23 protein-coding genes and 2 tRNA genes are annotated in these 26,049 nt (G+C 73.1%); 18 read left to right on the top strand and 7 right to left on the bottom strand.

Going from position 1 to position 26,049, the window contains the following annotated elements; translation table 11 throughout:
• Positions 1 to 92: 92 nt before the first annotated feature.
• From ACIQWA_RS27165 to ACIQWA_RS27175, 3 genes are all read left to right on the top strand, one after another.
• The gene (locus tag ACIQWA_RS27165; RefSeq protein WP_402486954.1) at positions 93 to 1,418 is read left to right on the top strand and encodes a S8 family serine peptidase; all 1,326 of its coding nucleotides are present in this window, start codon (positions 93 to 95) and stop codon (positions 1,416 to 1,418) included.
• Positions 1,419 to 1,447: 29 nt separating this feature from the next.
• Positions 1,448 to 2,722, top strand: a complete 1,275-nt coding sequence (locus tag ACIQWA_RS27170) for a S8 family serine peptidase (protein ID WP_402486957.1) — start codon at positions 1,448 to 1,450, stop codon at positions 2,720 to 2,722.
• Between the two features lie 154 nt (positions 2,723 to 2,876).
• A complete protein-coding gene (locus ACIQWA_RS27175; protein WP_402486960.1) occupies positions 2,877 to 4,211 on the top strand; it encodes an MFS transporter in 1,335 nt (444 codons plus the stop codon).
• 19 nt (positions 4,212 to 4,230) lie between these two features.
• Here ACIQWA_RS27175 and ACIQWA_RS27180 read toward each other — a convergent pair whose 3' ends face one another.
• Complete coding sequence (locus tag ACIQWA_RS27180) at positions 4,231 to 4,827, bottom strand: flavodoxin family protein (protein ID WP_360231180.1); 597 nt, start codon at positions 4,825 to 4,827, stop codon at positions 4,231 to 4,233.
• Between the two features lie 152 nt (positions 4,828 to 4,979).
• Between ACIQWA_RS27180 and ACIQWA_RS27185 the strand changes: the two genes are divergently transcribed.
• From ACIQWA_RS27185 to ACIQWA_RS27205, 5 genes are all read left to right on the top strand, one after another.
• A complete protein-coding gene (locus tag ACIQWA_RS27185; RefSeq protein WP_402486963.1) occupies positions 4,980 to 5,450 on the top strand; it encodes a winged helix-turn-helix transcriptional regulator in 471 nt (156 codons plus the stop codon).
• A gap of 98 nt (positions 5,451 to 5,548) precedes the next feature.
• A tRNA-Thr gene (locus tag ACIQWA_RS27190) sits at positions 5,549 to 5,624 on the top strand.
• 188 nt (positions 5,625 to 5,812) lie between these two features.
• The gene (locus ACIQWA_RS27195; RefSeq protein ID WP_360231174.1) at positions 5,813 to 6,481 is read left to right on the top strand and encodes a response regulator transcription factor; all 669 of its coding nucleotides are present in this window, start codon (positions 5,813 to 5,815) and stop codon (positions 6,479 to 6,481) included.
• A 198-nt stretch (positions 6,482 to 6,679) separates the two neighbouring features.
• Complete coding sequence (galE, locus tag ACIQWA_RS27200) at positions 6,680 to 7,642, top strand: UDP-glucose 4-epimerase GalE (protein ID WP_402486967.1); 963 nt, start codon at positions 6,680 to 6,682, stop codon at positions 7,640 to 7,642.
• 378 nt (positions 7,643 to 8,020) lie between these two features.
• Positions 8,021 to 8,974, top strand: coding sequence for a LuxR C-terminal-related transcriptional regulator (locus ACIQWA_RS27205; protein ID WP_402486969.1), 954 nt, complete (start codon positions 8,021 to 8,023; stop codon positions 8,972 to 8,974).
• Between the two features lie 87 nt (positions 8,975 to 9,061).
• Here ACIQWA_RS27205 and ACIQWA_RS27210 read toward each other — a convergent pair whose 3' ends face one another.
• A complete protein-coding gene (locus tag ACIQWA_RS27210) occupies positions 9,062 to 9,559 on the bottom strand; it encodes a MarR family transcriptional regulator (RefSeq protein ID WP_360231165.1) in 498 nt (165 codons plus the stop codon).
• 110 nt (positions 9,560 to 9,669) lie between these two features.
• On the opposite strand from ACIQWA_RS27210, the gene ACIQWA_RS27215 reads away from it, so the two are divergent.
• On the top strand, positions 9,670 to 10,461 hold the full coding sequence (locus ACIQWA_RS27215; protein WP_402486973.1) for a methyltransferase domain-containing protein: 792 nt from the start codon (positions 9,670 to 9,672) through the stop codon (positions 10,459 to 10,461).
• Between the two features lie 74 nt (positions 10,462 to 10,535).
• On the opposite strand, the gene ACIQWA_RS27220 is transcribed toward ACIQWA_RS27215, so the two are convergent.
• Both ACIQWA_RS27220 and ACIQWA_RS27225 read right to left on the bottom strand, forming a co-directional pair.
• On the bottom strand, positions 10,536 to 11,138 hold the full coding sequence (locus tag ACIQWA_RS27220) for a TetR/AcrR family transcriptional regulator (RefSeq protein ID WP_360259311.1): 603 nt from the start codon (positions 11,136 to 11,138) through the stop codon (positions 10,536 to 10,538).
• A 227-nt stretch (positions 11,139 to 11,365) separates the two neighbouring features.
• Positions 11,366 to 12,367 carry a fatty acid desaturase gene (locus tag ACIQWA_RS27225; protein WP_360231159.1) on the bottom strand — a complete coding sequence of 334 codons (1,002 nt, stop codon included), beginning with the start codon at positions 12,365 to 12,367 and terminating at the stop codon, positions 11,366 to 11,368.
• A 267-nt stretch (positions 12,368 to 12,634) separates the two neighbouring features.
• Between ACIQWA_RS27225 and ACIQWA_RS27230 the strand changes: the two genes are divergently transcribed.
• From ACIQWA_RS27230 to ACIQWA_RS27255, 6 genes are all read left to right on the top strand, one after another.
• Positions 12,635 to 12,705: transfer RNA gene (locus ACIQWA_RS27230), tRNA-Gln, on the top strand.
• Between the two features lie 151 nt (positions 12,706 to 12,856).
• Positions 12,857 to 14,311, top strand: a complete 1,455-nt coding sequence (glmU, locus tag ACIQWA_RS27235; RefSeq protein ID WP_402486976.1) for a bifunctional UDP-N-acetylglucosamine diphosphorylase/glucosamine-1-phosphate N-acetyltransferase GlmU — start codon at positions 12,857 to 12,859, stop codon at positions 14,309 to 14,311.
• Positions 14,312 to 14,514: 203 nt separating this feature from the next.
• Positions 14,515 to 15,492, top strand: coding sequence for a ribose-phosphate diphosphokinase (locus ACIQWA_RS27240; RefSeq protein ID WP_360231153.1), 978 nt, complete (start codon positions 14,515 to 14,517; stop codon positions 15,490 to 15,492).
• Between the two features lie 312 nt (positions 15,493 to 15,804).
• Positions 15,805 to 16,395, top strand: coding sequence for a 50S ribosomal protein L25/general stress protein Ctc (locus ACIQWA_RS27245; protein WP_402486979.1), 591 nt, complete (start codon positions 15,805 to 15,807; stop codon positions 16,393 to 16,395).
• 112 nt (positions 16,396 to 16,507) lie between these two features.
• Positions 16,508 to 17,086 (top strand): aminoacyl-tRNA hydrolase, encoded by a 579-nt coding sequence (gene pth, locus ACIQWA_RS27250; protein ID WP_402486982.1) that lies wholly within the window; start codon positions 16,508 to 16,510, stop codon positions 17,084 to 17,086.
• Between the two features lie 154 nt (positions 17,087 to 17,240).
• Positions 17,241 to 17,564, top strand: a complete 324-nt coding sequence (locus ACIQWA_RS27255) for a hypothetical protein (RefSeq protein WP_402486984.1) — start codon at positions 17,241 to 17,243, stop codon at positions 17,562 to 17,564.
• Between the two features lie 149 nt (positions 17,565 to 17,713).
• Here ACIQWA_RS27255 and ppc read toward each other — a convergent pair whose 3' ends face one another.
• A complete protein-coding gene (gene ppc, locus ACIQWA_RS27260) occupies positions 17,714 to 20,509 on the bottom strand; it encodes a phosphoenolpyruvate carboxylase (protein WP_402486987.1) in 2,796 nt (931 codons plus the stop codon).
• A gap of 279 nt (positions 20,510 to 20,788) precedes the next feature.
• Between ppc and ACIQWA_RS27265 the strand changes: the two genes are divergently transcribed.
• Positions 20,789 to 22,096, top strand: coding sequence for a sensor histidine kinase (locus tag ACIQWA_RS27265; protein WP_402486989.1), 1,308 nt, complete (start codon positions 20,789 to 20,791; stop codon positions 22,094 to 22,096).
• 59 nt (positions 22,097 to 22,155) lie between these two features.
• Here the strand turns inward: ACIQWA_RS27265 and ACIQWA_RS27270 are convergent, their stop codons facing one another.
• Together ACIQWA_RS27270 and ACIQWA_RS27275 are read right to left on the bottom strand one after the other, a co-directional pair.
• Positions 22,156 to 22,752, bottom strand: a complete 597-nt coding sequence (locus tag ACIQWA_RS27270; RefSeq protein WP_402487131.1) for an SUKH-3 domain-containing protein — start codon at positions 22,750 to 22,752, stop codon at positions 22,156 to 22,158.
• An 83-nt stretch (positions 22,753 to 22,835) separates the two neighbouring features.
• On the bottom strand, positions 22,836 to 23,297 hold the full coding sequence (locus tag ACIQWA_RS27275; RefSeq protein ID WP_360231138.1) for a YwqJ-related putative deaminase: 462 nt from the start codon (positions 23,295 to 23,297) through the stop codon (positions 22,836 to 22,838).
• 427 nt (positions 23,298 to 23,724) lie between these two features.
• Here ACIQWA_RS27275 and ACIQWA_RS27280 point away from each other — a divergent pair, with 427 nt between their 5' ends.
• Positions 23,725 to 24,873, top strand: coding sequence for a Gfo/Idh/MocA family protein (locus ACIQWA_RS27280; RefSeq protein ID WP_402486992.1), 1,149 nt, complete (start codon positions 23,725 to 23,727; stop codon positions 24,871 to 24,873).
• 23 nt (positions 24,874 to 24,896) lie between these two features.
• Positions 24,897 to 26,024 (top strand): DegT/DnrJ/EryC1/StrS family aminotransferase, encoded by a 1,128-nt coding sequence (locus tag ACIQWA_RS27285; protein ID WP_402486995.1) that lies wholly within the window; start codon positions 24,897 to 24,899, stop codon positions 26,022 to 26,024.
• The last annotated feature ends 25 nt before the right edge of the window (positions 26,025 to 26,049 follow it).

The following is a 26,049-nucleotide window of genomic DNA, read 5'->3' on the forward strand; positions in this document are numbered from 1 at the left end:
CAACGACTGCCCGGCCACTGGGCCTTCCCAGTGGCCGGGCAGTCTTGTTCAGGCCCCGCTTCGGCATGCGGGGAAGTCGACGAGGAGTTGTGATGAGTCGAATGATCCGGCGGGGGCCTGGACGGCTGTTCGTGGCGATGCTCGTAGCCGCTGGTGTCGTCGTTGCCCCTGTTGCAGCATCGGCAGCCGTAAACGGTTCGGTTCGTGACGACCAATGGCACCTGGATGTCATGAAGGCATCGGACATGTGGAAGGTGTCCACAGGGCAAGGCGTTACGGTCGCGGTGATCGACGGTGGGTTCAAGCTGGATCACCCTGACCTTTCCGGGCAGTTCTTGCCCGGAAAGGACTTCAGTGGCAGCAAGGGCGGAGTTGGTGCTGATGCCAATGGGCACGGCACGCAGATGGCCGGGCTGATCGCGGGGACGGGGAAGGCGAACGGCGGGAAGGGTGCTTATGGGTTGGCGCCCGGGGCCAAGATCCTGCCATTGAAGATCAATACGGGATCCGAGGGGTCGGTGATTTCTGCTGACTTCCTGGACCAGATCGGGCAGGCCGTCGACTATGCGGTCGCCAGCGGTGCCAAAGTCATCAGTATTTCTCAGGGGACGAACTCGGTCACGACCTCCGGCGACGATGTGGCCAAGCTGAATCGGATCCTCGCGTCCGCCAGGTCGAAGGGGGCCCTGGTTCTTGCTGCGGTGGGGAACGAGGCGAAGTCCGGGAACCCGGTTGACTATCCAGGAGGATTGCCGAACGTCGTCGGTATCGGAGCCTTCGGTCGGAACGGGGATGTGACCGACGAATCAGAGACGGGGCCTCAGGTGGCTCTGGTCGCTCCTGGCGTGGACACCATCGCGGCCTGCACGGCTCCATCCGGATACTGCACGGGACACGGAACGTCGGATGCGACTGCCCTGGCATCCGCCTCGGCGGCACTGGTCTGGTCGGTTCATCCGGATTGGTCGGCGAATCAGATTCTGCGGGTGCTGATCAATACTGCGGGCAGGCCGAACGGCGGGAACGCCCGGACGAACGATGCGGGTTGGGGTGCGGTGCGGCCGCGGATCGCGTTGACGGATCCGGGGGATCCGGGGCCGGCGGATGTGTCGCCGCTTCCGGCTGATGCGGCTACGCCTTCGGCTGCCCCTTCGCCCTCGGCGGCTGCGTCCGCGCCGGTGTCGTCGTCGCCGAGTCCGGCCGGAGCGGCGGCTGGCGCGCCGACGGGGCAGCCGAAGGCTGAGGGGTCGTCCGGGTCGGGCAGTGCGCTCCCGATCGTGGGTGGAGTGGTGGCCGGGCTGGTCGTGGTGGCCGGGGTGGTGTTCGCCGTCGTGCGGAGGCGGAAGGATGCGGTGTCGCCCGTGTCGCCGTCGTACCAGCCGCCGGTTCCACCGGAGGACAACCCGTACGCGAGGTAGCTCAGACCGTCATGTGGGGGAATCGAGTGATGAGCCGCTGGATGCGGGCTCGGCGGGCTACGGCTGCGGCGCTCCTGGCGATGGGAGTCTCTGTTGGCCCCAGCGCAGGTCCTGCGATTGCGGATGACACGATCCGTGAGAAGCAGTGGCACCTGGAGACCATGCACGCGACTGAGATGTGGAAGGTCTCAACGGGCAAGGGTGTCACCGTTGCGGTGATCGACGGGGGATTCAAGCTCGATCACCCTGATCTGGTGGGCCAATTGTTGCCCGGCAAAGACTTCAGTGGCAGCCCGGGCGGGGTCGGGTCGTTCGGGGACGGTCACGGCACTGAGATGTCCAGCCTGATTGCCGGAACGGGCAAGGGTGCTGGGGGGACGGGGGCAGTCGGTCTGGCGCCGGGAGCCAAGATTCTTCCACTCAAGATCAATAATGGATCTGTTGGGGCGCTCGATCCGGGTGACTTCCTGAGGCAGGTCGGAGATGCCGTGAATTATGCGGTCGATCAGGGTGCGAAGGTCATCAATGTCTCCCAGGGCGTGACGGCGATTCGAACCTCGCCTGAGGATGTGGCGAAGTTGGACGGCATTCTCGCGACTGCACGGGCCAAGGGTGTTCTGGTTGTGGCTAGCGTGGGGAACGAGGCGCAGTCGGGCAACCTGCTCTCGTACCCGGGCGGATTGCCCAACGTGGTGGGTGTCGGAGCCTTTGATCACAACGGAAGCGTCACGGCAGAGTCGGAAACGGGGCCGCATGTCGCTCTGGTCGCGCCCGGGGTGGACATCGTCGCTGCTTGTACGTCATCGACCGACTATTGCAAGAGCCATGGGACATCGGACTCGGCAGCTCTCGTTTCGGCCTCGGCGGCACTGGTCTGGTCGGTTCATCCGGATTGGTCGGCGAATCAAATTCTGCGGGTGCTGATCAATACTGCGGGCAGGCCGAACGGCGGGAACGCCCGGACGAACGATGCGGGTTGGGGTGCGGTGCGGCCTCGGATCGCGTTGACGGATCCGGGGGATCCGGGGTCTGCGAATGTGTCGCCGCTTCCGGCTGATGCGGCTACGCCGTCGGCTGCCCCTTCGCCCTCGGCCAGTGCGTCCGTGCCGGTGTCTTCGTCGCCGAGCCCGTCCGGAGCGGCGGCTGGTGCGCCGACGGTGCAGCCGAAGGCTGAGGGGTCGTCCGGGTCGGGTAGTGCGCTCCCGATCGTGGGTGGAGTGGTGGCCGGGCTGGCTGTGGTGGCCGGGGTGGTGGTCGTCGTGGTGCGGAGGCGGAGGGTGGGGGCGCCGCCGTACGGGCGGTAGCGGTAGCGGTAGTGGCAGGTGAGGGGTGCGGTGGGCCCGGGCGTTGTGGTGGCGGCGCTCGGGCTTTTTGGTGGGCGCTGGGGGCCGGGGTGTGCGCCGGGGTCACTCGAGTGGGGGCTGGTGGGGTGGGGCGGGGGGTCGGGAGGGTGGTGGTATGGATGCGGAGGGTGCCCGGCGGGCTGGGCAGTTGAGGCGGGCCGCGGCTGCGGCGTTGATCGGGACGGCGATCGAGTTCTACGACTTCTTCCTGTACGGGACGGCGGTGGCCCTGGTGTTCGGGCCGGTGTTCTTTCCCGGGTTGGGTGGGACCGGGGCGTTGTTGGCGGCGTTCTCGGTGTACGCGGTGGCGTTCCTGGCCCGGCCGTTGGGGGCGGTGGTGTTCGGGCACTTCGGGGACCGGGTGGGGCGGAAGGCGACGCTGGTGGTGTCGCTGTTGCTGATGGGGTTGGCGACGGCGGCGGTGGGGTTGTTGCCGGGGTTCGCGGTGTGGGGGTGGTGGTCGCCGGTGCTGCTGGTGGTGCTGCGGGTGTGCCAGGGCGTCGGGTTGGGCGGGGAGTGGGGCGGGGCGGCGCTGCTGATCGCGGAGAACGCGCCGGCCGGGCGGCGCGGGCGGTACGGCGGGTTCCTGCAGTTGGGGCCGTCGGGCGGGTTCGTGTTGGCGAACGGAGCCTTCCTGGTGCTCCAACTCACCCTGGACGAGGGGTCGTTCCGGGCGTGGGGCTGGCGGGTGCCGTTCCTGGCCTCGTTGGCGCTGGTGGCGGTGGGGTTGTTCGTGCGGCTGCGGCTGGCGGAGACGCCGTTGTTCCGGGCGGACGAGCGGCGGGACCGTCCGCCGGTGGTGGAGGTGCTGCGGGAGCACTGGCGGCCGGTGCTGGCCGGGGGTGGGGCGATCACGCTCGGGTACGCGTTGTTCTACCTGACCACCACCTACGCGCTGGCGTACGCGACGTCCGGCCTGGGGGTGGCGAGCACGGTGGTGCTGGCGATGCTGCTGGTCGGTGCGGTGGGCGGGGCCGTGACGGTGTGGCTGAGTGCGGCGCACAGTGACCGGTGGGGGCGGCGGCGGACGCTGCGGTGGGCGACGGGCCTGGCGGCGGGCTGGTCGCTGGTGCTGTTCCCGCTGTTGGAGACGGTGCGCCGGCCGTTGATGTTCCTGGCCTTGGCCGGGGCGATGGTGGTGCTGGGGTGTCTGATGGGCCCGGTGGCGGCGTTCCTGCCGGAGCTGTTCCCGACCCGGGTGCGCTACACGGGTGCCGCGTTGACGTACAACCTGGGCGGGGTGGTCGGCGGGGCGTTGACGCCGTTGGTGGCGACGCGGCTGACCGGCGCGTACGGGACGGCGCAGCCGGTCGGCTGGTACCTGGGGGTGCTGGGGCTGTTGGCGCTGGGCTGCCTGTGGCTGCTGCCGGACACCACGGGTGCGGAGTTGGCGGCGGTGGACGGCGGACGCCGCCGGGCGCCCGTGCTGGGGGCGGATCCGGCGGCGTAGCCGTGCGGCGGGGGCGGTCTCAGCCGGCCAGGGCGGCGCGGCCGGCCAGGACGACGGCGGTGTGCCGGGCGACGCGCTCGCCCAGGTGCTCGGCGGTGGCGATGTCGGCCTTGTGGACGGCCTCGGGGCCGGCGTCGGCGGGGGAGGAGGCGGCGGCGCCGGTGAAGAAGCCGAGGCGGTTGAGGTCGTCCTCGGAGGCGGTGGTGGCGTTCCAGCCGGGCTTGAGGCCGAGGTTGACCCAGTTCATGCCGTGCTGGGCGGCGAGGGTCTGGAAGAAGCCGAGGGTGCCGGCCTTGTCGCCGCTCTTGGAGGCGGAGTTGGTGAAGCCGGCCGCGAGCTTGTCCTTCCAGGCGTCGGCGAACCAGCGCTTGCTGCTGGCCTCGGCGAAGACGTGGAAGGCGCCGGAGGCGGTGCCCATGTAGGTGGGGGAGCCGAAGACGATCGCGTCGGCGGCGTCCAGCTGCGCCCACTGCTCCTCGGTGATGGTGTCGACGGCGATCGTGACGACCTCGGCGCCCGCTGCGGCGGCGCCGCGGGCGACGGCCTCGGCGATCACGGCGGTGTGGCCGTAGCCGGAGTGGTAGGCGAGGGCGACGGTCGGGCGGATGGCGGTCATGCGGGCACTCCTGGGGACGGGATGGCGTGAGAGCGGGAGGGCAAGAGGCGACGGAGCGGGGCCGGCCCGCTCCGTCGAACGGTCTCCAATATAGACCAGGTCTCCAGAAGAGACCAGGTGCGGATCGGAGACCGCAGGTCTACCCTGGGCGTATGACGACGGAGGAAGCGGCCCGGGCCGGGGTCGAGCGGCGGGCGGAGGGCGTCGGGGTCGAGCGGCAGGCAGGAGGCGGGAGGCCGGAGCAGGAGCGGGAGCCGGAGCTGGACGTCTTCGCCCAGCTCTGCCCCAGTCGCGAGCTGTTCGCCGAGCTCGCCGACAAGTGGTCGATGTTGATCCTGATGAGCCTGTCCGCCTGTGGGCCGCAGCGCTTCTCCGAGCTCCAGCGCGCGGTCGGCGGGGTCAGCCGCAAGATGCTCACCCAGTCGCTGCGGAGCCTGGAGCGCAGCGGGCTGGTGCTGCGCACGGTCTTCCCGGAGACGCCGCCGCGGGTGGTCTACGACCTGCTGCCGCTCGGTCGCGAGCTGGCCGGGCTGGTCGCCCCGCTCGGGCGCTGGACGGAGCGGCGCGCCGGGCAGATGCTCGCGGCCCGCGAGGAGTTCGACGCGGCGCACGCCGGGGGCTGACGGCCCGCGGGGCCCGGGGCGGAGCCGATTTCCCTTCCGGGCCGACGGCCGTGTAATGTCTTCCTTGTTCGACCGGCCCGGCGGAAACGCAAGGCCAAGCCCCTATAGCTCAGTCGGTAGAGCGTCTCCATGGTAAGGAGAAGGTCTGCGGTTCGATTCCGCATGGGGGCTCCACCGAAAGACCCTCGCCTCGCGGCGGGGGTCTTTCGCGTTCTGTGCACCGGGGTTCGCCCCGTTCCGCCGCTGGTCCCGCGATCCTCGGTGGCCTAGCGGGTCGGGTACGGAATGCGCTGTGATGGTGCGTCATCGGCCGCCCGCCCGCAGGGTGCGGGCACGAGCCGGGCCCCGACCGGGAGGGCGTCATGGGTGTTCGACTCGTGGTGGTCGACGACCACCGGCTGCTGGCCGAGGCGCTGGCCACCGCGCTGCAACTGCGCGGCCACCGGGTGCTCGCGGTCGGCTCGCCGGCCGGTGTGGCGGCCGATCTGGTGGCCGGGCGACGGCCCGAGGTGTGTCTGCTGGGGGTGTCCGCGCCGGGCGAGCCGGGGGCCTTCGACGGGCTGCGCCGGATCCGCCGGGAGCGGCCCGAGGTGGCCGTGATCGTGCTCGGACCGGTGGGTGAACTCCGGGGCGTGGCCTGCGCGTTCGCGGCCGGAGCAGCGGGGTACGTGCCCAGCGACGAGCGGATCGAGGTGGTCGAGCGGGCGATCGGGCGGGCCCGGGCGGGCGAGGCCGCGGTGGGGGTGGACGTCCTGCGCGGGGCCTTCGACCAGCTGCTGCGCCCGGTGGCCGAGCCGGACGACGAGGCGGTCCGGCTGCTGCGGCTGCTGACCCGCCGTGAGGTGCAGGTGCTGGCCCGGATCGCGGACGGCGAGGACACCGCGGCGATCGCGGCCGGGATGCGGATCGCCGCGAGCACCGCCCGTACCCATGTGCAGCGGGTGCTGATGAAGCTGGGTGCGCGCACCCGGCTGGAGGCGGCCGCGGTGGCCGCGCGCACCGGTCTGCTGGAGCGGATGGCCGAGGGCTGAGCGGCTCCCCGGGGTGTCGGCGGGGGCGCGGGGCGGCCCGGCCGTGGAGGTCGGCCGAGGAGTGGGTGAGAAAGCCGGGGAGCGAGCGCCCCGGTGGTCGGGAGCACCCCGGCGGGCAGGGACAATTGAGCGCAGTCGTACGCATTCCGTCGATGGCGCCGCCGACCGCGCGGACCATCGCCCGCTGGAGGTCTCATCATGAGTAAGTACCTGGTCACGGGTGGCGCCGGCTACGTCGGCAGCGTGGTGGCCGCCCACCTGCTGGAGGCGGGTCACCAGGTGACCGTCCTGGACGACCTCTCCACCGGCTTCCGCGAGGGTGTCCCGGCCGGTGCCGAGTTCGTCGAGGGCCGGATCCAGGAGGCCGGCCGGGTGCTCGACGGCTCCTTCGACGGCGTGCTGCACTTCGCCGCCTCCTCGCAGGTCGGCGAGTCGGTCGTGGACCCGGAGAAGTACTGGCGCAACAACGTGGCGGGCTCGCTGGAGCTGATCACCGCGATGCGCGCCGCGGGTGTGCGCAAGCTGGTGTTCTCCTCGACCGCGGCCGTGTACGGCGAGCCGGAGGTCGTGCCGATCGCCGAGACCGCCCGGACCTCGCCGACCAACACCTACGGCGCCAGCAAGCTCGCCATGGACCACATGATCACCAGCGAGGCCGTCGCGCACGGCCTGGCCGCCGTCTCGCTGCGCTACTTCAACGTGGCCGGCGCGTACGGCGCCTACGGCGAGCGGCACGACCCCGAGTCGCACCTGATCCCGCTGGTCTTCCAGGCCGCGCTCGGCCGGCGCCCGCACATCGCGGTGTTCGGCGACGACTACCCGACCCCGGACGGCACCTGCATCCGCGACTACATCCACGTCGCGGACCTGGCCGACGCGCACCTGCTGGCGCTGGACGCCGCCAAGCCGGGCGAGCACCTGATCTGCAACCTGGGCAACGGCAGCGGCTTCTCGGTGCGCGAGGTGATCGAGTCGGTCAAGCGCGTCACCGGCCGGGAGATCCCGGTGCAGGTGGTCGGCCGCCGCGCGGGCGACCCGGCCGTGCTGGTGGCCTCCGCCGAGCGGGCCCACCAGGAGCTGGGCTGGACGCCGCGCCGCCCCAACCTGGACGACATCGTCGCTGACGCCTGGAAGTTCACCCTGGAGCAGACCGGCGCGTAGGTCGGCGCGTAGGCCGGCGAGTAGAGCGGAGAGTAGAGCGGAGAGTAGGTCCGCGAGTGGACCGGCGGGTGGGTCGGCGACGGCCCCGCCGGCCGTACAGCGGAACGGGACGGCCCCCGGGCGGCGCTCCAGCGCGAGCGCACCCCGGGGGCCGTCCGCCCGTTCAAGTCCACCCCCTGACCCACCACCTGACGAAACTTCACCGAACCGCCACGGGAGCGTTTCCCGGCCCGTACGCTGAGTGCGGTACCGGTGGGGGCCGGCGCCCTTTCAGCTTCACCGGCCACCGGTGGGCGGGCGGAACGGCGGGTCCGGAACGCGGACGCCGGACCGGCCCCCGTCCCCGGGCTCGGGCGCTCTGAGCAGGGGGTAGTGACGATGGGGCGGATCCGGGTCCTGGTGGTCGACGACCACCGGATCTTCGCCGAGGCACTGGCCGCGGCGCTCGCCGCCGAGCCCGACGTGGAGGTGGGCGCGGCCGGTAGCGCGGCCGCCGCCGAGCGCGCGCTGGAGCGGGCCGCGGCCGAGGGGCGGGCCTACGACGTGGCGCTGATCGACGCCGACCTCGGGGTCGAGGCGGGCGGTCCGGCGGCCCGGGCCCGGCCCGGTCCGGAGGCGGCCGACGAGGCCCGGCGCCGTCCGGCCCCGGGGGCGCCCGCCGCCCGCAGGCCGGGCGGCTCCCCGCTCGCCCCGCCCACCCCGGCGACCGCCGCCGCCCGCCCCGCCGAGCAGCTGCGCGCCGCCGACCAGCTCCGTCCTGTGGACCAGCTCCGCGTCGCCGACCAGCTCCGCGCCGAGCAGCTGCGGCCCACGGCCCCGCCGCCGGACGGCATCACCCTGCTGGGCCGGCTCCGCCGGGCCCATCCGGGGCTGCGCGGGGTGGTGCTGGCCACCGCGGACGACCCGCACCGCGCCGCCCGGGCACTGCACGCGGGCGCCACCGGCTGGGTGGCGAAGGAGAGTTCGCTGGCCCGGCTGCTCGCGGTGGTCCGGGGGGTGCTGCGGGACGAGACCCACCTGCCGCCGGCGCTGCTCACCGGCGTGATCCGCGAGCTCACCACGGCCCGGCGGGACCGCACCGAGAGCGAGCGGCTGGTGGACGCCCTGACCCCGCGGGAGAAGCAGATCCTGCGCTGCATGGTGGCGGGCCTGGGCCGGCAGGCGGTGGCGGAGCGGCTGTACCTGTCGCCGCACACCGTCCGCACCCACATGCAGAACGTGCTGGGGAAGCTGGGGGTGCACTCCACGCTGGCCGCCGTCGCGGTGGCCCGGCGGGCCGGGGTCAGTCCGGCGGAGCCGGCCGCGCCGCCGTCGATCGCCTCCACGCCGTAGCCGGGTGCCGGCCGGGCGCCGTAGCGCCGCCGTCGGGGCCGCTCAACTCGCTCAGCCCGCTCAACTCGCTCAGCCCGATCGGCCCGCTCAGCCCGGGATGTTGTCGAACGGGGCGACCAGCAGCCGCAGCAGCCCGGCGAGTTCGCCCTGCTGGCCGGAGCTGAGCTGGGCCAGCAGTTCGCGCTCGTGGGCGAGCAGGCCGGCCAGGGCCTGGTCGGCGCGGTCGCGGCCGTCGTCGGTGAGCCGGACGAGCACGCCGCGCCGGTCGTCGGGGTCGGGCAGGCGCTTGACCAGGCCCTTGCCGGTGAGGCGGTCGATCCGGTTGGTCATGGTGCCGGAGGTGACCAGGGTCTGGGTGAGCAGCTGGCCGGGGGAGAGCTGGTACGGGGAGCCGGCCCGCCGCAGGGCGGTCAGGACGTCGAACTCCCAGGGCTCCAGCCCGTGCTCGGCGAAGGCGGTGCGGCGGGCGCGGTCGAGGTGGCGGGCGAGCCGGCTGACCCGGCTGAGCACCTCCAGCGGCTCCACGTCGAGGTCGGGGCGCTCCCGGCGCCACGCTGCGACCAGCCTGTCGACCTCGTCCTCCATGACGATCAGTGTATCGGTGGATGTGTCGATGTGAAGTCTCTTGACATCGAGAAATGTGCCAGCGAGGCTTTCGGAGATATCTTGATATCGAGATACCTGCGAGGTGAACCATGACCAGCCCCGTCTGGGACCCGGCGCAGTACCTGCGCTTCGCCGACGAACGCACCCGCCCGCTGCGTGACCTGCTCGCCCGGGTCCCCGCCCTGCCGAACGAACCCGCCCCGACCGTCCTCGACATCGGCTGCGGCCCCGGCAACTCCACCGCCGTCCTGCGCGAACGCTGGCCGAAGGCCCGGCTCACCGGCCTCGACAACTCCGCCCCGATGCTGGCGGCGGCCCGCACCGACGGCGAGCCCACCGCCGACTACCTGCTCGCCGACGCCCGCGACTACGACCCGGCCCCGGCCGCGCCCGACCTGATCGCCTCGAACGCGACCCTCCAGTGGGTGGACGGCCACCTCGCGGTGCTGGCGCGCTGGGCGGCCGCCCTGGGGCCCGGCGGGGTGGTCGCCGTCCAGGTGCCCGGCAACTTCGAGGCGCCCAGCCACACCCTGCTCGCCGAACTGCGCCGCAGCGCCCGCTGGCGCGACGCCCTCGGCCCCGACGCCGTCCGGGGCGGTGTCCACCCGCCCGGGCGCTACCTGGACGTCCTCGCCGGGGCCGGCTGCGCGGCCGACGTCTGGGAGACCACCTACTGCACCCTGCTGCCCGGACCGGACCCGGTGCTGGAGTGGGTCAAGGGCACCGCGCTGCGGCCCGTCCTCGGCCGGCTGACCGACCCGGCCGACCGGGCCGCCTTCCTCGCCGAGTACGGGCGGCTGCTGCGCGAGGCCTACCCGGCCGGGCCGTACGGGACGGTCTTCCCGTTCCGGCGGATCTTCGCGGTCGGGGTCAGGCGGTAGCCGGTGGCCCGCGGTGCGGCGTCCGGACGGAAAGGCGGACGGCCGGACGGCCGGACGGCCGGACGGAAGGGCGGTCAGCCCCGGCGGTCGCCGACCAGCCGAGGGTGCCGCTCCAGGCCCTCCAGCCCGTGCCAGGCCAGGTTCACCAGGTGCGCCGCCACCGTGGCCTTGTCCGGCTTGCGGACCTCCAGCCACCACTGGCCGGTCAGTGCGACCATCCCGACCAGCATCTGCGAGTACATCGGGGCCAGCCGGGCGTCGAAGCCCCGGGACTTGAACTCCAGGCCCAGGATGTCCTCGACCTGGGTGGCGATGTCGCTGATCAGCGAGGCGAAGGTGCCGGTCGACTGGGCCACCGGGGAGTCCCGGACCAGGATCCGGAAGCCGTCCGTCGAGGTGTCGATGTAGTCCATCAGCGCGAACGCCGCCTGTTCCAGCAGCTCGCGCGAGTGCCCGCCGGTCAGCGCCCCGGTCACCATGTCCAGCAGCAGCTGCATCTCGCGGTCCACCACCACCGCGTAGAGCCCCTCCTTGCCCCCGAAGTGCTCGTACACCACGGGCTTCGACACCCCGGCGCGCTCGGCGATCTCCTCCACCGAGGTGCCGTCGTAGCCGCGCTCCGCGAAGACCGTCCGGCCGATCTCCAGCAGTTGCTCCCGGCGCTGCTTGCCGGTCATCCGGACCCGCCCGCCCCGGCGGCGCGGGGTCGGGGCGGCCGCGGACCGGTCGGCGGGGCCGTCCGCGGTCCGTTCGCCGCCGCCGTCGGAGGCCGCGCCCGGCGCCGCAGCGGCCCGCGGACGGGCCGGCGCCGTTCCGGGCGCCGCGTCCGTCCGCGTGGTGTGGTGACCGCCTGTGCTGTCTGCGCTGCTCCCGTTCACCCCTACATCATGCTGGAAGCGCCGCCTCATGCGGCGCGGCGGGCGGCGATCCGCTCCGCGTCCGGCCAGCGGACGTCCCGGACCCAGCCGGCCAGCTCGAACCAGCGGATCAGCCGGGCCGAGGAGTCGATCTGTCCGCGCAGGACGCCGTGCCGGGCCGAGGTCGGGTCGGCGTGGTGCAGGTTGTGCCAGGACTCGCCGCAGGAGAGCACCGCGAGCCACCAGACGTTGCCGGAGCGGTCCCGGGAGCGGAACGGGCGCCGCCCGACGGCGTGGCAGATCGAGTTGATCGACCAGGTGACGTGGTGCAGCAGGGCGACCCGGACCAGCGAGCCCCAGAAGAACGCGGACAGCGCGCCCTCCCAGGACAGGCTCACCAGCCCGCCGACCAGCGCGGGCAGCAGCAGCGAGATGGTGGTCCAGAGCCAGAACAGCCGGGAGATCCGCCGCAGCGCCGGGTCGCGGACCAGGTCCGGGGCGTACTTGAGCTGCGGGGTCTGCTCCTCGTCGAACATCCAGCCCATGTGGGCCCACCACAGGCCCTTGATCAGGGCCGGGACGCTCTCCCCGTAGCGCCACGGCGAGTGCGGGTCGCCGTCCTTGTCGCTGAACCGGTGGTGCTTGCGGTGGTCGGCCACCCAGCGCACCAGCGGGCCCTCGACGGCGAGGCTGCCGACCACGGCGAGGGCCAGCCGCATCGGGCGGGGGGCCTTGAAGGCGCCGTGGGTGAAGTAGCGGTGGTAGCCGACGGTGATGCCGTGACAGGTGAGGAAGTACATGGCGACGGTGACCGCCACGTCGGTCCAGCCGAGCCCCCAGCCCCAGGCCACCGGTACGGCGGCGACCAGCGCGGCGAACGGCACGAGGATGAAGAGCACGAGCGCGATCCGCTCGGCGGCCCCCTGCTTCTCGCCGCCGCGGGTGGCGGACAGCCGGGTCGCGGCCTCGGCGGAGGGGTCGGGGGAGTCGGGGGAGGGGTCGGGGAGCGCGGTGGCCCCCGCGCGCGCCTCGTCGGCCTGGATGGTCATGGGCGTCCCTTCGCAGCGTCCCGGTACGGGACAGAGCGGACCTACGTTGGCGTAACCTACGGCATCGTAGGTTGCGCTCCGTGTCCAGGGGAACACATCGCCGCGCGGCGCTCGAGTGAATTCACCCGACTGGATGGATGAACCCCGGGCCCCTCCCGTGCCCGGATCGGACGGGCCAGGAGGGTCGGCATTGGTGGTAGATGTGAAGCGCGCTACCCCGTAGTCTTGGCCCAGCGCGTCGCCGGGCCTCCGGCGGCGGAGCTCCGGTCCCGGATCGTCTAAGGGCAGGACAGCTGGTTTTGGTCCAGCTTATGGGGGTTCGAATCCTCCTCCGGGAGCACTGAGTACGGCCGCGGGCGGGCATGCGCGGGCCGGGCGTCTGGCGTTTCGGCTCGCCGCCCCGCACTATCCTCGAACTGCCAGAGCACATGTGCGGACCGCGTTCTGGCCTGCTCTGCCCTCTCTGAACCTAATGAGGAGCCTCCCCGCATGGGTGCCAATTCGCTTGCCGCCGTTGTCGTGCTCGCCGCCGGTGGTGGGACCCGGATGAAGTCGAACAAGGTGCCCAAGGTGCTGCACGAGGTGTGCGGGCGCTCGCTGGTGGGTCACGCGGTGTCGGCGGCCGGGGAACTGATGCCGGGGCAGCTCGTCGTGGTGGTCGGCCACCAGCGCGAGCAGGTCGAGGAGCACCTGGCGGCGCACTACCCGGCCGTGCGCCCGGTCGTGCAGGAGCAGCAGAACGGCACCGGCCACGCGGTCCGCACCGCGCTGGAGTCGCTGGCCGCCGACGGCGTGACGCTGGACGGCACCGTGATCGTCACCGCCGGGGACTCCCCGCTGCTCACCGGGGACACCCTGCGCCGGCTGGCCCGCTCGCACGAGGCCCAGCAGAACGGCGTCACCGTGCTGACCGCCGTCGTCCCCGAGCCCTTCGGCTACGGGCGGATCCTGCGGGACGAGGACGGCACCGTCGCCGCGATCGTCGAGGAGCGGGACGCCACCGACACCCAGCGCGCCATCGCCGAGATCAACTCGGGCGTGTTCGCCTTCGACGCCAAGCTGCTCACCGAGGCGCTGGCCGAGCTGACCACGGACAACTCGCAGGGCGAGGAGTACCTGACCGACACCCTGTCGATCCTGCGCGAGGCCGGGCACCGAGTCGGCGCCGTGGTCGCCGAGGACCACCGGGACATCCTGGGCATCAACGACCGGGTCCAGCTGGCGCAGGCCCGCCGGCTGCTGAACGACCGCCTGCTGGAGCGGGCGATGCGCGCGGGCGTCACCGTGGTCGACCCGGCCAGCACCTGGATGGACGTCCAGGTGACGTACGAGCCGGACGCCGTGGTGCTGCCGAACACCCAGCTGCAGGGCGCGACCCACCTGGGCGAGGACTGCGAGGTGGGCCCGAACTCCACCCTCCGGGACACCCTGGTCGGCGCCGGCGCCCGTGTGAGCAACACCACGGCCGACCGCGCCGAGATCGGCGAGCTGGCCTCCACCGGCCCGTACGCCTACCTGCGGCCGGGGGCGAAGCTGGCCCGCAAGGCGAAGGTCGGCACCTACGTCGAGATCAAGAACTCCGAGCTGGGCGAGGGCGCCAAGGTGCCGCACCTCTCCTACATCGGCGACGCCACGATCGGCGAGGGCACCAACGTCGGCGCGGCCTCGGTCACCGTGAACTACGACGGGGTCAAGAAGCACCGCACCGTCATCGGGGCGCACTGCCGCACCGGCTCGGACAACATGTTCATCGCCCCGGTGACCGTCGGTGACGGCGCTTACACCGGCGCGGGCTCGGTGATCACCACCGACGTCCCGCCCGGCGCACTCGGCGTGAACCGCGCGCAGCAGCGCAACATCGAGGGCTGGGTGGAGCGCAAGCGCCCGGGCACGGTGTCCGCGCAGGCCGCGCAGGCCGCGACCGACGGCGCTGCCGAGGCCTGACGCGCCCGCCGGGGACCGGTCGGCCGGTCCCCGGGGCGGACGGTTTCTCCGCGGGCGCGTAACCTGGGGGACATACGTGCGCCACTGGGCCTACCGCCCGTGTCCAGGCGTACCGACAATTCCCCGATCCCCTCGTGAGTGCGGGCTGCGCCTGCCCTCCTCGGGGCCGGGGTTCAGCGTCCGCAACGCGAGGAGACGGTGCAGTGAGCGGGATCACGACGTCGGGTGAGAAGAAGCTCAAGCTCTTCTCCGGCCGTGCCCACCCGGAGCTGGCGAAGGAGGTTGCCGAAGCGCTGGGGACCGAGCTGGTCCCGACCAAGGCCTTCGACTTCGCCAACGGCGAGATCTACGTCCGCTTCCTGGAGTCGGCGCGTGGCGCGGACTGCTTCGTGATGCAGAGCCACGCGGCTCCCATCAACCAGTGGATCATGGAACAGCTGATCATGATCGACGCTCTCAAGCGGGCCTCCGCCAAGAGCATCACCGCGATCCTGCCGTTCTACGGGTACGCCCGCCAGGACAAGAAGCACCTCGGCCGCGAGCCCATCTCGGCCCGTCTGATCGCCGACCTGCTGCGCCAGGCCGGCGCCGACCGCCTGATGGCCGTGGACCTGCACACCGCGCAGATCCAGGGCTTCTTCGACGGCCCGGTGGACCACCTGTTCGCGCTGCCGCTGCTGGTCGACTACATCGGCGAGAAGGTGGACCGCTCCAAGCTGACCGTCGTCTCGCCGGACGCCGGCCGGGTCAAGGTGGCCGACCAGTGGTGCGACCGGCTGGACGCCCCGCTGGCGATCATCCACAAGCGCCGGGACACCACCCAGGCCAACACCATCCTGTCGGCCGACGTCGTCGGTGACGTCAAGGGCCGGGTCTGCGTCCTGGTCGACGACATGATCGACACCGCCGGCACGATCTGCGCCGCCGCCGACGCGCTGTTCGAGAACGGCGCCGCGGACGTCGTGGTGGCCGCCACCCACGGCGTGCTCTCCGGCCCGGCCGCGGACCGGCTCAAGAACTCGCGGGTCAGCGAGTTCGTGTTCACCAACACGCTGCCCACCCCGGCCGAGCTCCAGCTGGACAAGATCACCACGCTGTCCATCGCCCCGTCGATCGCCGCCGCGATCCGCGAGGTCTTCGAGGAGGGCTCGGTCACCAGCCTCTTCGAGGGCGTGCACTGACGAAGCCCCGCGCAGGCGGCCCCGGACCACCTCGGTCCGGGGCCGCCGCCGGTTCCGGCGGGGGGCGGCCGCCAGGGGCCCGATTTCGCCGGAGCGGGCCGGTGCGGTTAGACTCGTGAAACTGCTCGGCGAGGGATGTCGTGTGCCCGTTCGACGGACACCGACTCCGTGATCGACGCGCTGCCGGTGGCGGATTCCGTCCGTCGGCAGAAGTCGTTGCCGCCGAGTGACCCCCGAACGTACTGAGGGTGTGGTCCCGGCGGTTTTTCGCGTTGCCTGCACCCCCGCGCCATTCTTCCGAGGAGTGCAGTCGTGTCCGAGATCCGCCTTGCCGCTGAGACCCGTTCCGAGTTCGGCAAGGGTGCCGCCCGTCGCGCCCGCCGCGCCGGCTTCGTCCCCGGTGTCGTCTACGGCCACGGCCACGCCCCGGTTCACCTGAACCTGCCCGGCCACGACCTGATGATGGCCCTCAAGACCCCGAACGCCCTGCTGGTCGTTCCGATCGAGGGCAAGGACGAGTACGTCCTGCCGAAGGCCGTCCAGCGCGAGGCCATCAAGCGCACCATCGAGCACGTCGACCTGCTGCTGGTCAAGCGTGGCGAGAAGGTCACCGTCGAGATCCCGGTCCACACCGAGGGCGAGCTGGCCCCCGGCGGCAACCTGCTGGAGCACGTCCTGCAGGCCCTGCCGGTCGAGGCCGAGGCCACCCACCTGCCCGAGGCCGTCACCGTCTCGGTCGAGGGCCTGGAGGCCGGTGCCTCGATCACCGCCGGCGACATCGAGCTGCCCAAGGGCACCACGCTGGCCGTCACGGCCGACACCGTCGTGCTGCAGGTCATCGGCGCCCAGGCCTCGCAGGCCGACGCCGACGCCGAGGCCGCCGAGGCCGGCGCCGAGGCCTGAGCCTCGCACCACCAGTTGAGGCCGCTGCCCCGGTCGCTCCCGCAGGAGCGCCCGGGGCAGCGGTGTGTCCGGGATGATGGCGACGAGCGCGCAGACGAGGAGTGAGAGCGGCATGGCGGAGGAGTACGACGGGCCCTGGCTCGTGGTGGGGCTGGGCAACCCGGGCGAGCAGTACGCCCGGAACCGGCACAACATCGGTTTCATGGTGGTCGACCTGCTGGCGCAGCGGATGGGCGCCAAGTTCAAGGCGCACAAGAGCCGGGCCCAGGTGGCCGAGGGGCGGTTGGCGGGCAAGCGGGTGGTGCTCGCCAAACCGATGTCCTTCATGAACCTCTCCGGCGGGCCGGTGACGGCGCTGCGGGACTTCTACAAGGTGCCCGCCTCGGCGCTGATCGCCGTCCACGACGAGCTGGACATCGACTACGCGGCGCTGCGGCTCAAGCTCGGCGGCGGGGACAACGGCCACAACGGGCTGAAGTCGATCACCAAGTCGCTGGGCCCGGACTACCACCGGGTGCGCTGCGGGATCGGCCGGCCGCCGGGCCGGATGGAGGTCGCCGACTTCGTGTTGAAGGACTTCTCCTCGACCGAGCGCAAGGAGCTGGAGTGGTTCGTGGACCGCTCGGCCGACGCGGTGGAGGCGCTGCTGTCCGAGGGGCTGGAGCGGGCGCAGGGCACGTACAACTCCTGAACCGGGCGGGGCCTGACGTGACGTCATGGGCACGGTGTGCCGGGTACACAACAGTCGTACAACGCTTGCCCGGTAAACCTGAATCCATGTGAGAACCCTGTGCGGGATCGGATAGCGTCGCCCTGGTACGCGAACGGGTCCTGGGGAGTTCTCGATGCGGAGATTGCGTCCGGTCCGCCGACTTCGGCGGCTCCGGGTGGTCCGGCTCAAGCAGTTCGGACGACGGCTCGGCACCGCCGGTGCCCTGGGGGCGGCCGGGATGCTGCTGTCCAGCGGCGCGGTGGCGCACGCCGATCCGGTGGCCGAGCCCGATCCGGCGGTCACGCCGGAGCCCGCGGCGGCGCAGCTCGGTCCGGTGCTGGGCGAGTCGGTCGGCCCTGACGCGGGGCTGCTGGCGGTCGGCGGCGGCCTGGTGGTCGCGTCCGGCGGAGCCGCCCTGTGGCTCAAGCGCCGGCGCGCGGGCGAGCCCGCGGAGTAGGAACGTGCGGTGAGGGGCCGGTGTCCACGGGAGTGGGCGCCGGCCCCTCCTGCGTTCTGCCGCCGTAGCGCGCGCCACCGGCGGGACGGCAGGGGCCCCTGCCCGTCCGGGGGGACGGCAGGGGCCCCTGCGTCGCGTTCGGCCCGCCGTCAGCCGGTGTTGCGCAGGCCGGCCGCGATGCCGTTCACGGTCAGCAGCAGCGCGCGGGCGCGCAGCGGGTCCTCCGGGCGACCGCTCGCGACCTCCTCGCGCTGGCGGCGCAGCAGCGCGACCTGGAGGTAGGAGATCGGGTCGAGGTAGGCGTCCCGGACGGTGAAGGTCTGCTTCAACACCGGGTTGTGCTCCAGCAGTTCGTTCTCGCCGGTGAGCCGCAGCACCTCGCGCAGGGTGAGGTCGTGCTCGGCGACGATCTGGTCGAAGACGTGCCGCAGCTCGCCGGGCACCAGCTGCTCGACGTAGTGCCGGGCGATCCGCAGGTCGGTCTTGGCCAGCGTCATGGCGACGTTGGACAGGAAGTTGCGGAAGAAGTGCCACTGGCCGTACATCTCGTCCAGCACGTCGCCGAGGCCGGCCGCGCGGGCGGCGGCGAGGCCGGAGCCGACGCCGTACCAGCCGGGGACGATCTGGCGGGACTGGGTCCAGCCGAACACCCACGGGATGGCCCGCAGGCCGTCCAGACCGGCGCCGGAGTCGGGGCGCCGGGACGGGCGGGAGCCCAGGTGCAGCGAGGCGAGCTGGTCGACCGGGGTGGAGGCGAAGAAGTACTTCGGCAGGTCCTCCTGGTCGACCAGGGCGCGGTAGGAGGTGTGGGCGGCCTCGGAGACCCGGTCCATCGCGGCGTCCCAGCGGGCCAGTTCCTCGGGGGCCTGGCGCGGGGCGGTGTGCAGCGCGGAGGCGGCGAGGGTGGCGGAGAGGGTCAGCTCCAGGTTCTCCCGGGCGAGGGAGGGGAGCAGGTACTTGTCGGAGATGACCTCGCCCTGCTCGGTGACCTTGATCTCGCCCTCCAGGGTGCCCCAGGGCTGGGCCAGGATGGCCTCGTGGGAGGGGCCGCCGCCGCGGCCGACGGTGCCGCCGCGGCCGTGGAAGAGGCGCAGCCGGATGCCGTAGCGGTGGGCGACGTCGCGCAGTCGGCGCTGGGCGCGGTGGATCTCCCACTGGGAGGTGGTGATGCCGCCGAACTTGGAGGAGTCGGAGTAGCCGAGCATGACCTCCTGGACGTCGCCGCGCAGCGAGACGAGCAGCCGGTAGGAGGGGTCGGAGAGCATCTCGTCGAGGATGCGGTCGGCCTGCTGGAGTTCGTCGGTGGTCTCCAGCAGCGGCACGATGCCGATCTTGGCGATCCCGGCGTGCAGGTCGATCAGGCCGGCCTCGCGGGCCAGCACGGTGGCGGCGAAGACGTCGTCGGCGCCCTGGCACATCGAGATGATGTAGCTCTCGACGATCTCGTCGCCGAAGCGCTCGAAGCCCTGGCGGATGGTGTTGAAGACGCCGAGGGTCTTGGTGCCGGCCTCGTCCAGCGGGGCCGGGGTGGGGGCCAGCGGGCGGCGCGAGCGGAGCTCCTTGGCGAGCAGCTTCTGCCGGTACTCGCGGGGCATGTCGGCGTAGCGCCAGGCCTCCTCGCCGAGCCGGTCGAAGAGCTGGCCGAGGGCGTGGTGGTGGGCCTCGGCGTGCTCGCGGACGTCCATGGTGGCGAGCTGGAGGCCGAAGGCCTCGATGGTGCGGATGGCGCGGGCCAGCCGGCCGTCGGCGATCAGCTCGCCGCGGTGGGCGCGCAGCGACTCCTGGATCAGCCGCAGGTCGGCGACGAGTTCGCGGGTGCCGAGGTAGTCGCGGCCGTCGACGTGCGGGGTGCCGCCGGCCAGGCGCTCGCGGGTGTTCTCCAGCTTGAGCCGGATGCAGGTGGCCTTGAGGCGGTAGGGCTCCTCGGCGTTCATCCGCTTGTAGCGGGGGCTGAGTTCGGGGAGCCGGTGCAGGTCGGTGTTGAGCGAGGCGAGCAGTTCGACCGAGGCGCCGGCCAGCCGCTCGGAGGTGGAGAGGGTGTTGCGCAGGTCGTCGATCGCGGCGAGGGCGTCCTGGATGCCGTACTCGTGCTGGAGGTTGAGGACGTCCCAGGTGACCTGCGGGGTGACGTTGGGGTTGCCGTCGCGGTCGCCGCCGATCCAGGTGCCGAAGGTGAGCGGGCGCACGCCGTCGGGCACGCTCAGGCCGACCCGGGCGAGTTCCTCGTGCAGCTCCTCCAGCACCTCGGGGACGGCCTCGCGGTAGAGCTCGTCCAGGTAGTAGACGGCGTTGCGGGCCTCGTCGGTGGGCTCGGGGCGGGCGATGCGCAGTTCGTCGGTCTGCCAGAGCAGGTCGATGACCTCGGCGAGGCGGCGGTCGGCGGAGCGCTTGGCGCTGCTGGTGCGGGCCGGGTCGGCGGCGGCCAGGCCGTTGCTGAGCTCCTCGCGGTGGATCCGGTCGAGGAGTTCGCCGATCCGGCGCAGCTTGTTGAGTACGCTGCGGCGGGCGGCCTCGGTGGGGTGGGCGGTGAAGACCGGGCGGACCGCGAGGTGGGCCAGGGTGTCCTGGAGGTGCTTGGGGTCGGCCTCGGTGAGCTGGTCGGCGGTCTGGGCCAGCAGCGAGCCCTCGCGGGCGCGGCGGGTGGCGAACTCCCGGCCGCGGTGCACCTGCTCGGTGACGTTGGCGAGGTGGAAGTAGGTGGAGAAGGCGCGGACCAGCTTGGCGGCCGTGTCCAGGTCGATGTCGGAGAGGAGTTCGGCGGTGGCCTCGCCGTCGGTGCGGCTGAGCAGGCGGACCTGTTCGACCAGGCCCAACAGCTGGGGGCCCTCCTGGCGGACCAGCGTCTCGCCGAGCAGGTCGCCGAGGCGGCGGATGTCCGCGCGCAGGGCGGCATTGTCGGCGATGGCGGTGGGGCTGTCCGCCGGGGTGGGGACCGGAGCGGTCACGGCTGGCTCCCTCTGGTGGTGGGGTTCGGCAACGGCTCATCGTCACAGGTCCACGCGCAGTGTGGCGGGTGTGACGCGTGCGGACCGCGCTGTCCGACGCGACCAGCATAGGTGTCGGGGCGGTCGCTGTCCGCGAGGTGGCCGGATGGCGGACAGGGCTGCCGAGAACCACCTGTGGTCTGGACCACTTGAGGGGGGTCGGGGGTGTACCGGGCAATCCGGGTGGGGAAGGGGAGGGGTTGCGGCTCAAGCAGTCGGACACGGCTTAATCTGTCACGCATGAGCAAGTCGCCTGGGGAGCGCGTGCCGGTCCGGTCGTTCTGGTGGTGGAAGCGGCGGCGCAGCGCCCTCCTCGACATCGGGCTGGCGCTGCTCGCCGCGATCGAGTGCTCGGCCAGCACGATCGCCTTCTTCTCCGCCCGGATGCACGTGAGCGCCCTCGGCGCGGTCGGGATCGCCCTGCTCGGCACGCTGGCCGGCGGTTCGCTGGTGGTGCGCCGGCGGTGGCCGGCCGTGCCGGTGGTGGCGACCCTGCTGGTGCTGCCCGCGATGCTGGGCGTGCTGCTGCTGGTGGTGTCGCTGTACACGCTGGCGGAGACCTGGGAGTGGCCCTCCCGGCGCCGCCGGGTGGTGGCGCTGTCCGGACTGGCCTTCGCCGAGGCCGGCGCCGTGATGGCGTTCCAGGTGATGACCCCGGACGACTCGGTGGCGGCGGAGCGGACTCCGCTGTGGGGCCTGGTCGTGCTGTCGCTGCTGGTCGCGGTCGGACTGACCGTCGCCCCGGTGGTGACCGGACTGTACGTGGGGGCGCGGCGGCGGCTGATCGAGTCGCTCAAGGACCGTGCGCACGGCCTGGAGACCGAACTGGACCTGCTGGCCGAGCAGGCCCAGGAGCGCGCCCGCCGGGCCCGGTTGGAGGAGCGCACCCGGATCGCCCGGGAGATGCACGACGTGGTCGCCCACCGGGTCTCGCTGATGGTGGTGCACGCCGGGGCGCTGGAGCGAATAGCCGTCAAGGACCCGGAGAAGGCCGCGCAGAGCGCCAGGCTGATGGGCGAGGTGGGCCGGCAGGCGCTGAACGAGCTGCGCGAGATCCTCGGCGTGCTGCGGATGGACGACGAGCGGCCCCAGGAGCCGGACTCGCTGGCCGGGCTGCCCCGGCTGGTCGACCAGTCCCGGGCGGCCGGGATGGCCGTGACACTGACCGTCAGCGGCAGCCGGCAGGAGTTCACCGGCGAGGCCGAGCAGACCGCCTACCGGGTCGTCCAGGAGGGGCTGACCAACGCCCACAAGCACGCGGGCGGGGCGCAGGTGTCGGTGCTGCTGGCGTACGCGCCAAACGGGGTGCGGGTCAGTGTGGTGAACGCCTGCCCGGGCGGGGAGCGGGGGGCGGCGCAACTGCCCAGCGGGGGCAACGGGCTGGTCGGGATGCGGGAGCGGGTGATCGCGCTGGGCGGCACCTTCTCCTCCGGGCCGGAGGCGGACGGCGGCTTCCGGGTGGAGGCGGTGCTGCCGTCCCGGCTGGCCGTCCGCGCGGACCGGCTCGGCCGGGCGGGCGCCGCGCGGCCCGGCGAGGACGGACGCTAACCCGGTGAGGACCGACCCGGGCCTGGTGAGAGCGGATCCTGGCCCGGCGAGGGCGGCGCCTAGCCGTACGCGCGGCCGTACTCCTCGGCGGTGCGCAGCCGTTCCGGGGCGGTGCCCAGGACCAGGGTGCTGATCGCCTGGTCGATGCCGTGGCCGAGGAACCACTCGCCGGCGTGGTCCAGGCTGTAGACCCGGGCCTCCTCGTCGACGGCCAGCAGCGCCTGCCCGTACGCCTCCTCGCCGAGCGGGGCGAGCCGGCTGCCCAGGGCCCGGCCGAGGTCGAACAGGGTGCGCGGCTGGTGCAGCCCGCACATCGGGTCGATCAGGAACGGGGTGCGGGCCAACTGGCGGCCGGGACCGGAGAGGTCGAAGGCGAGGCCGCCGAACTCGGCCCAGGCCTCCACGGCCGCCGGGAACACCGCGTGCGGGACGCCGCCGGGATCGCCGTGCCCGACCAGGGCGTCGGCCCACTCCTCGGCCTGCTGGATCTGCCAGCGGCCGGGGTGCCAGCCGGCCGCCTTGAGTTCGGCGGCGACGTCGGCGGGGAAGCGCGGGCGGGCCCGCCCGGTGGGGCCGGCCGGGCGCGGGGTGCCCGGGGCGAGGGTGCCCGGGACGAGGGTGGCCGGCGAGGGCGGGGGCGGGCTGGGCGGATTCAGGGCGTGCTCCGGGGCTCGGGGACAGGGGGCGTACGAGGGGCGTACGGGAGGCGGGCGGGCGTGGGCGTCCGGCGTGCGGACGCTCAGTGCGCCGGCGGCCCGACCGCGACGCTCTGCACCGTGAAGTGCTCCAGCATCGGTGCGCAGGAGCGGCACGGCGGGGCGTGGGTGCCGTGCGCCGGGTCGCCCTCCTCGCGGATCCGCAGCGTCGTCATCCGGGAGCCCTTGAGCGCCTTGCGGGCTTCGTGCAGGCTCATCGGCTTGCGGGCGGCGCGCTTGGAGCGCTTCCCGTCCACGGTGGTCAGGTACTGGGAGAGCAGGACGGCCTCCGGGCAGCGGCCGGTGAACCGCTCGCGGGCCTCGACCGGCAGGGTGTCCAGGAACTCGCCGACCAGCGGGTGCAGGACCGGGCGCCGGTCGTCCTTGGCGCCCGCCAGGGTGTGCACCTCGCCGCCCTTGAGCGACAGCGCGGCGGCGACGGCGGGCAGCAGGCTGTCGCGGTGGTGGCGCAGCACGGGCGGGCCCGCCGGCTCACCGGTGGTCATGCGGTGTCCTCCTCCTCGTTCCTGGCGGTCCGGTTCCCGTTGGCTCCGGTCGGTCCCGGGGCAAGCCTGTCATTTGACACCGACAACCGCACAACCGGGGTGCGGGGCGGACCGAACACCCGTGCGGCCACCGGCCGGTCGGGCACCCGTCCCACCCGCATCCTGGCCGCCCACCGGCCGGAACCGCACACCGCCGTCATGACTTGTCCGCCGATCTACCGAAACCGCCCCCCGGCCCGGGCCCCGCCCGGTACGGTTCCGGCAGCGAGCCACAGGAGGGCCCGGACCCGGCCGTGCGGACACGGACGGGCCGGGCCGACTCCGGTGCCCGCGCCGGACGTTGAGGCCGCCGGGGCGGGCACCGTCGCGCCCCGGCGCCGGAGCCAGGGAGGGTCCTGCCGGACCCTCCAGTGAGGGGGCCCGAGCGATGACGTCGAAGCGGTGGACGGACGGGACGGCCAACCAGGCGCCCGGCGGCCACGTGCCCACCCCGGGCGAGCCGCCCCGGCCGGTGCCGGAGCGACCGGTCGGCCTCGCGGTGGTCGGGGCCGGCTACTGGGGGCCGAAGCTGGTCCGCAACGCCCAGCACACCCCGGCGCTGCGGCTGCACTGGCTGTGCGACCTGGACGAGGCCAAGGCCCGTGCCGTACTGGGGGAGTACAGCACCGTCGGGGCGACCGGCCGGTACGAGCGGGTGCTGGCGGACGAACGGGTCGACGCCGTCGCGGTGGCCACCCCGGCGGGCGCCCACTACCCGCTGGTGCGGGCCGCGCTGGAGGCGGGCAAGCACGTGCTGGTGGAGAAGCCGATCACCACCTCCTCCGCCGAGGCCGCCGAACTGGTCGAACTGGCCGAGGCCGCCGGGCTGGTGCTGATGTGCGACCACACCTTCTGCTACACCCCGGTGGTCCGCCGGATCCGCGAACTGGTGCACGGCGGGGAGATCGGGGACGTCCAGTTCTTCGACTCGGTGCGGATCAACCTCGGCCTGGTCCAGCCGGACGTCGACGTGCTGTGGGACCTCGCCCCGCACGACCTGTCCGTCCTGGACTTCGTCCTGCCGCCCGGGGTCGTGCCGGTCGGCGTCTGCGCCCAGGGCGCAGACCCGATCGGTGCCGGCCGGGCCTGCGTCGCCTACCTGACGGTGCGGCTCAGCAACGGCGCGCTGGCGCACTGCCACGTCAACTGGCTCTCCCCGACGAAGGTCCGCACCACCCTGATCGGCGGCTCCCGGCGCACCCTGGTCTGGGACGACCTCAACCCCCAGGCCCGGCTGGCCGTGCACGACCGCGGGGTCGACCTCACCCCGCCCGACCAGCTCACGGACGCCATCCGGCACCGGGCGCTGATCTCCTACCGGGTCGGCGAGATGGTCGCGCCCGCGCTGGTCGAACAGGAGGCCCTGCGCAACGTGATGGCCGAGTTCGCGGGCGCCGTCGTCGAGGGCCGGGCCCCGCTCACCGACGGGCGGGCCGGGGTGCGGGTGCTGGAACTGCTGGAGGCGGCCTCGCTCAGCCTCGAACTCGGCGGCATCACCGTACCGGTGGGGACCGGGGACCGGGCGGCGGTCCGGTGACGGGCTCGCCGGGCGGCGGTCCGTTGAGCGATGCGATCCCGCTGGTCGACCTGGCCGCCGCGCACGCCGAGGTCGAGGCCGAGGTGCTGGCCGGCTTCGACCGGGTGCTGGCGAGCGGCGCCTTCGTCAAGGGCCCCGAAGTGGCCGCCTTCGAGCGGGAGTACGCCGCCTTCACGGGCGTCCGGCACTGCGTGGGCGCCGCCAACGGCACCGACGCCCTGGAACTGGCCCTGCGCGCCCTGGACCTGCCGCCCGGCGGCGGGGTGGTGCTGCCCGCCAACACCTTCGTCGCCACCGCCGAGGCGGTGCAGCGGGCCGGACTGCGCCCGGTGCCGGTCGACGTCGACCCGGAGCACCTGCTGATCGACCCGGAGCGGGTCGCCGCCGCGCTGCCCGGGGCGGTGGCGCTGCTCCCCGTCCACCTGTTCGGCCAGTTCGCGCCGGTGGAGGTGCTGCTGGAACTCGCCGACGGCCGCCCGGTGGTGGAGGACGCGGCCCAGTCCCAGGGCGCCCGGCGCCACGGGCGCGGCGCCCACGGGCGGATCGCGGCGACCAGCTTCTACCCGGGCAAGAACCTCGGCGGCTACGGCGACGCCGGGGCGGTGCTCACCGACGACGACGAACTCGCCGCCGCCGTACGGCTGATCGGCGACCACGGCGCCCGCGACAAGTACCGGCACGAGCGGTTCGGCTTCAACTCCCGGATGGACGCCCTGCAGGCCGTCGTGCTGCGGGCCAAACTGCGCCGGCTGCCCGACTGGAACGCCGCCCGCCGCGCCGCCGCGGCCCGCTACGACCGGCTGCTCGACGGGCTGCCCGGCGTCACCCGGCCGGGCACCGCGCCCGGCAACGTCCACGTCCGCCACCTCTACCCGGTGCGGATCGCCCGCGGCCGCGACGCCGTGCTCGCCGCGCTGCACGGGGCCGGCATCGGCGCCGGGGTGCACTACCCCGTCCCGGTGCACCTGCAGCCCGCGTTCCGCCCGCTCGGTTACCGCGCGGGCGCCTTCCCGGTCGCCGAACGGGCGGCCGGCGAACTGCTCAGCCTGCCGCTGCACCCGCACCTCACGGAGGCCCAGCAGGTAAGGGTCGTGGAGGTCCTGGAGCGGGCCCTGGGTGCGGGGGGTTCGTCCGGCCGGGTGAACCAATAGGCTGATGCCCAGCAAGCGCACCGAG

Origin of the sequence: Kitasatospora sp. NPDC098652, from assembly GCF_044760155.1 — a bacterium.
Lineage (GTDB): Bacteria > Actinomycetota > Actinomycetes > Streptomycetales > Streptomycetaceae > Kitasatospora.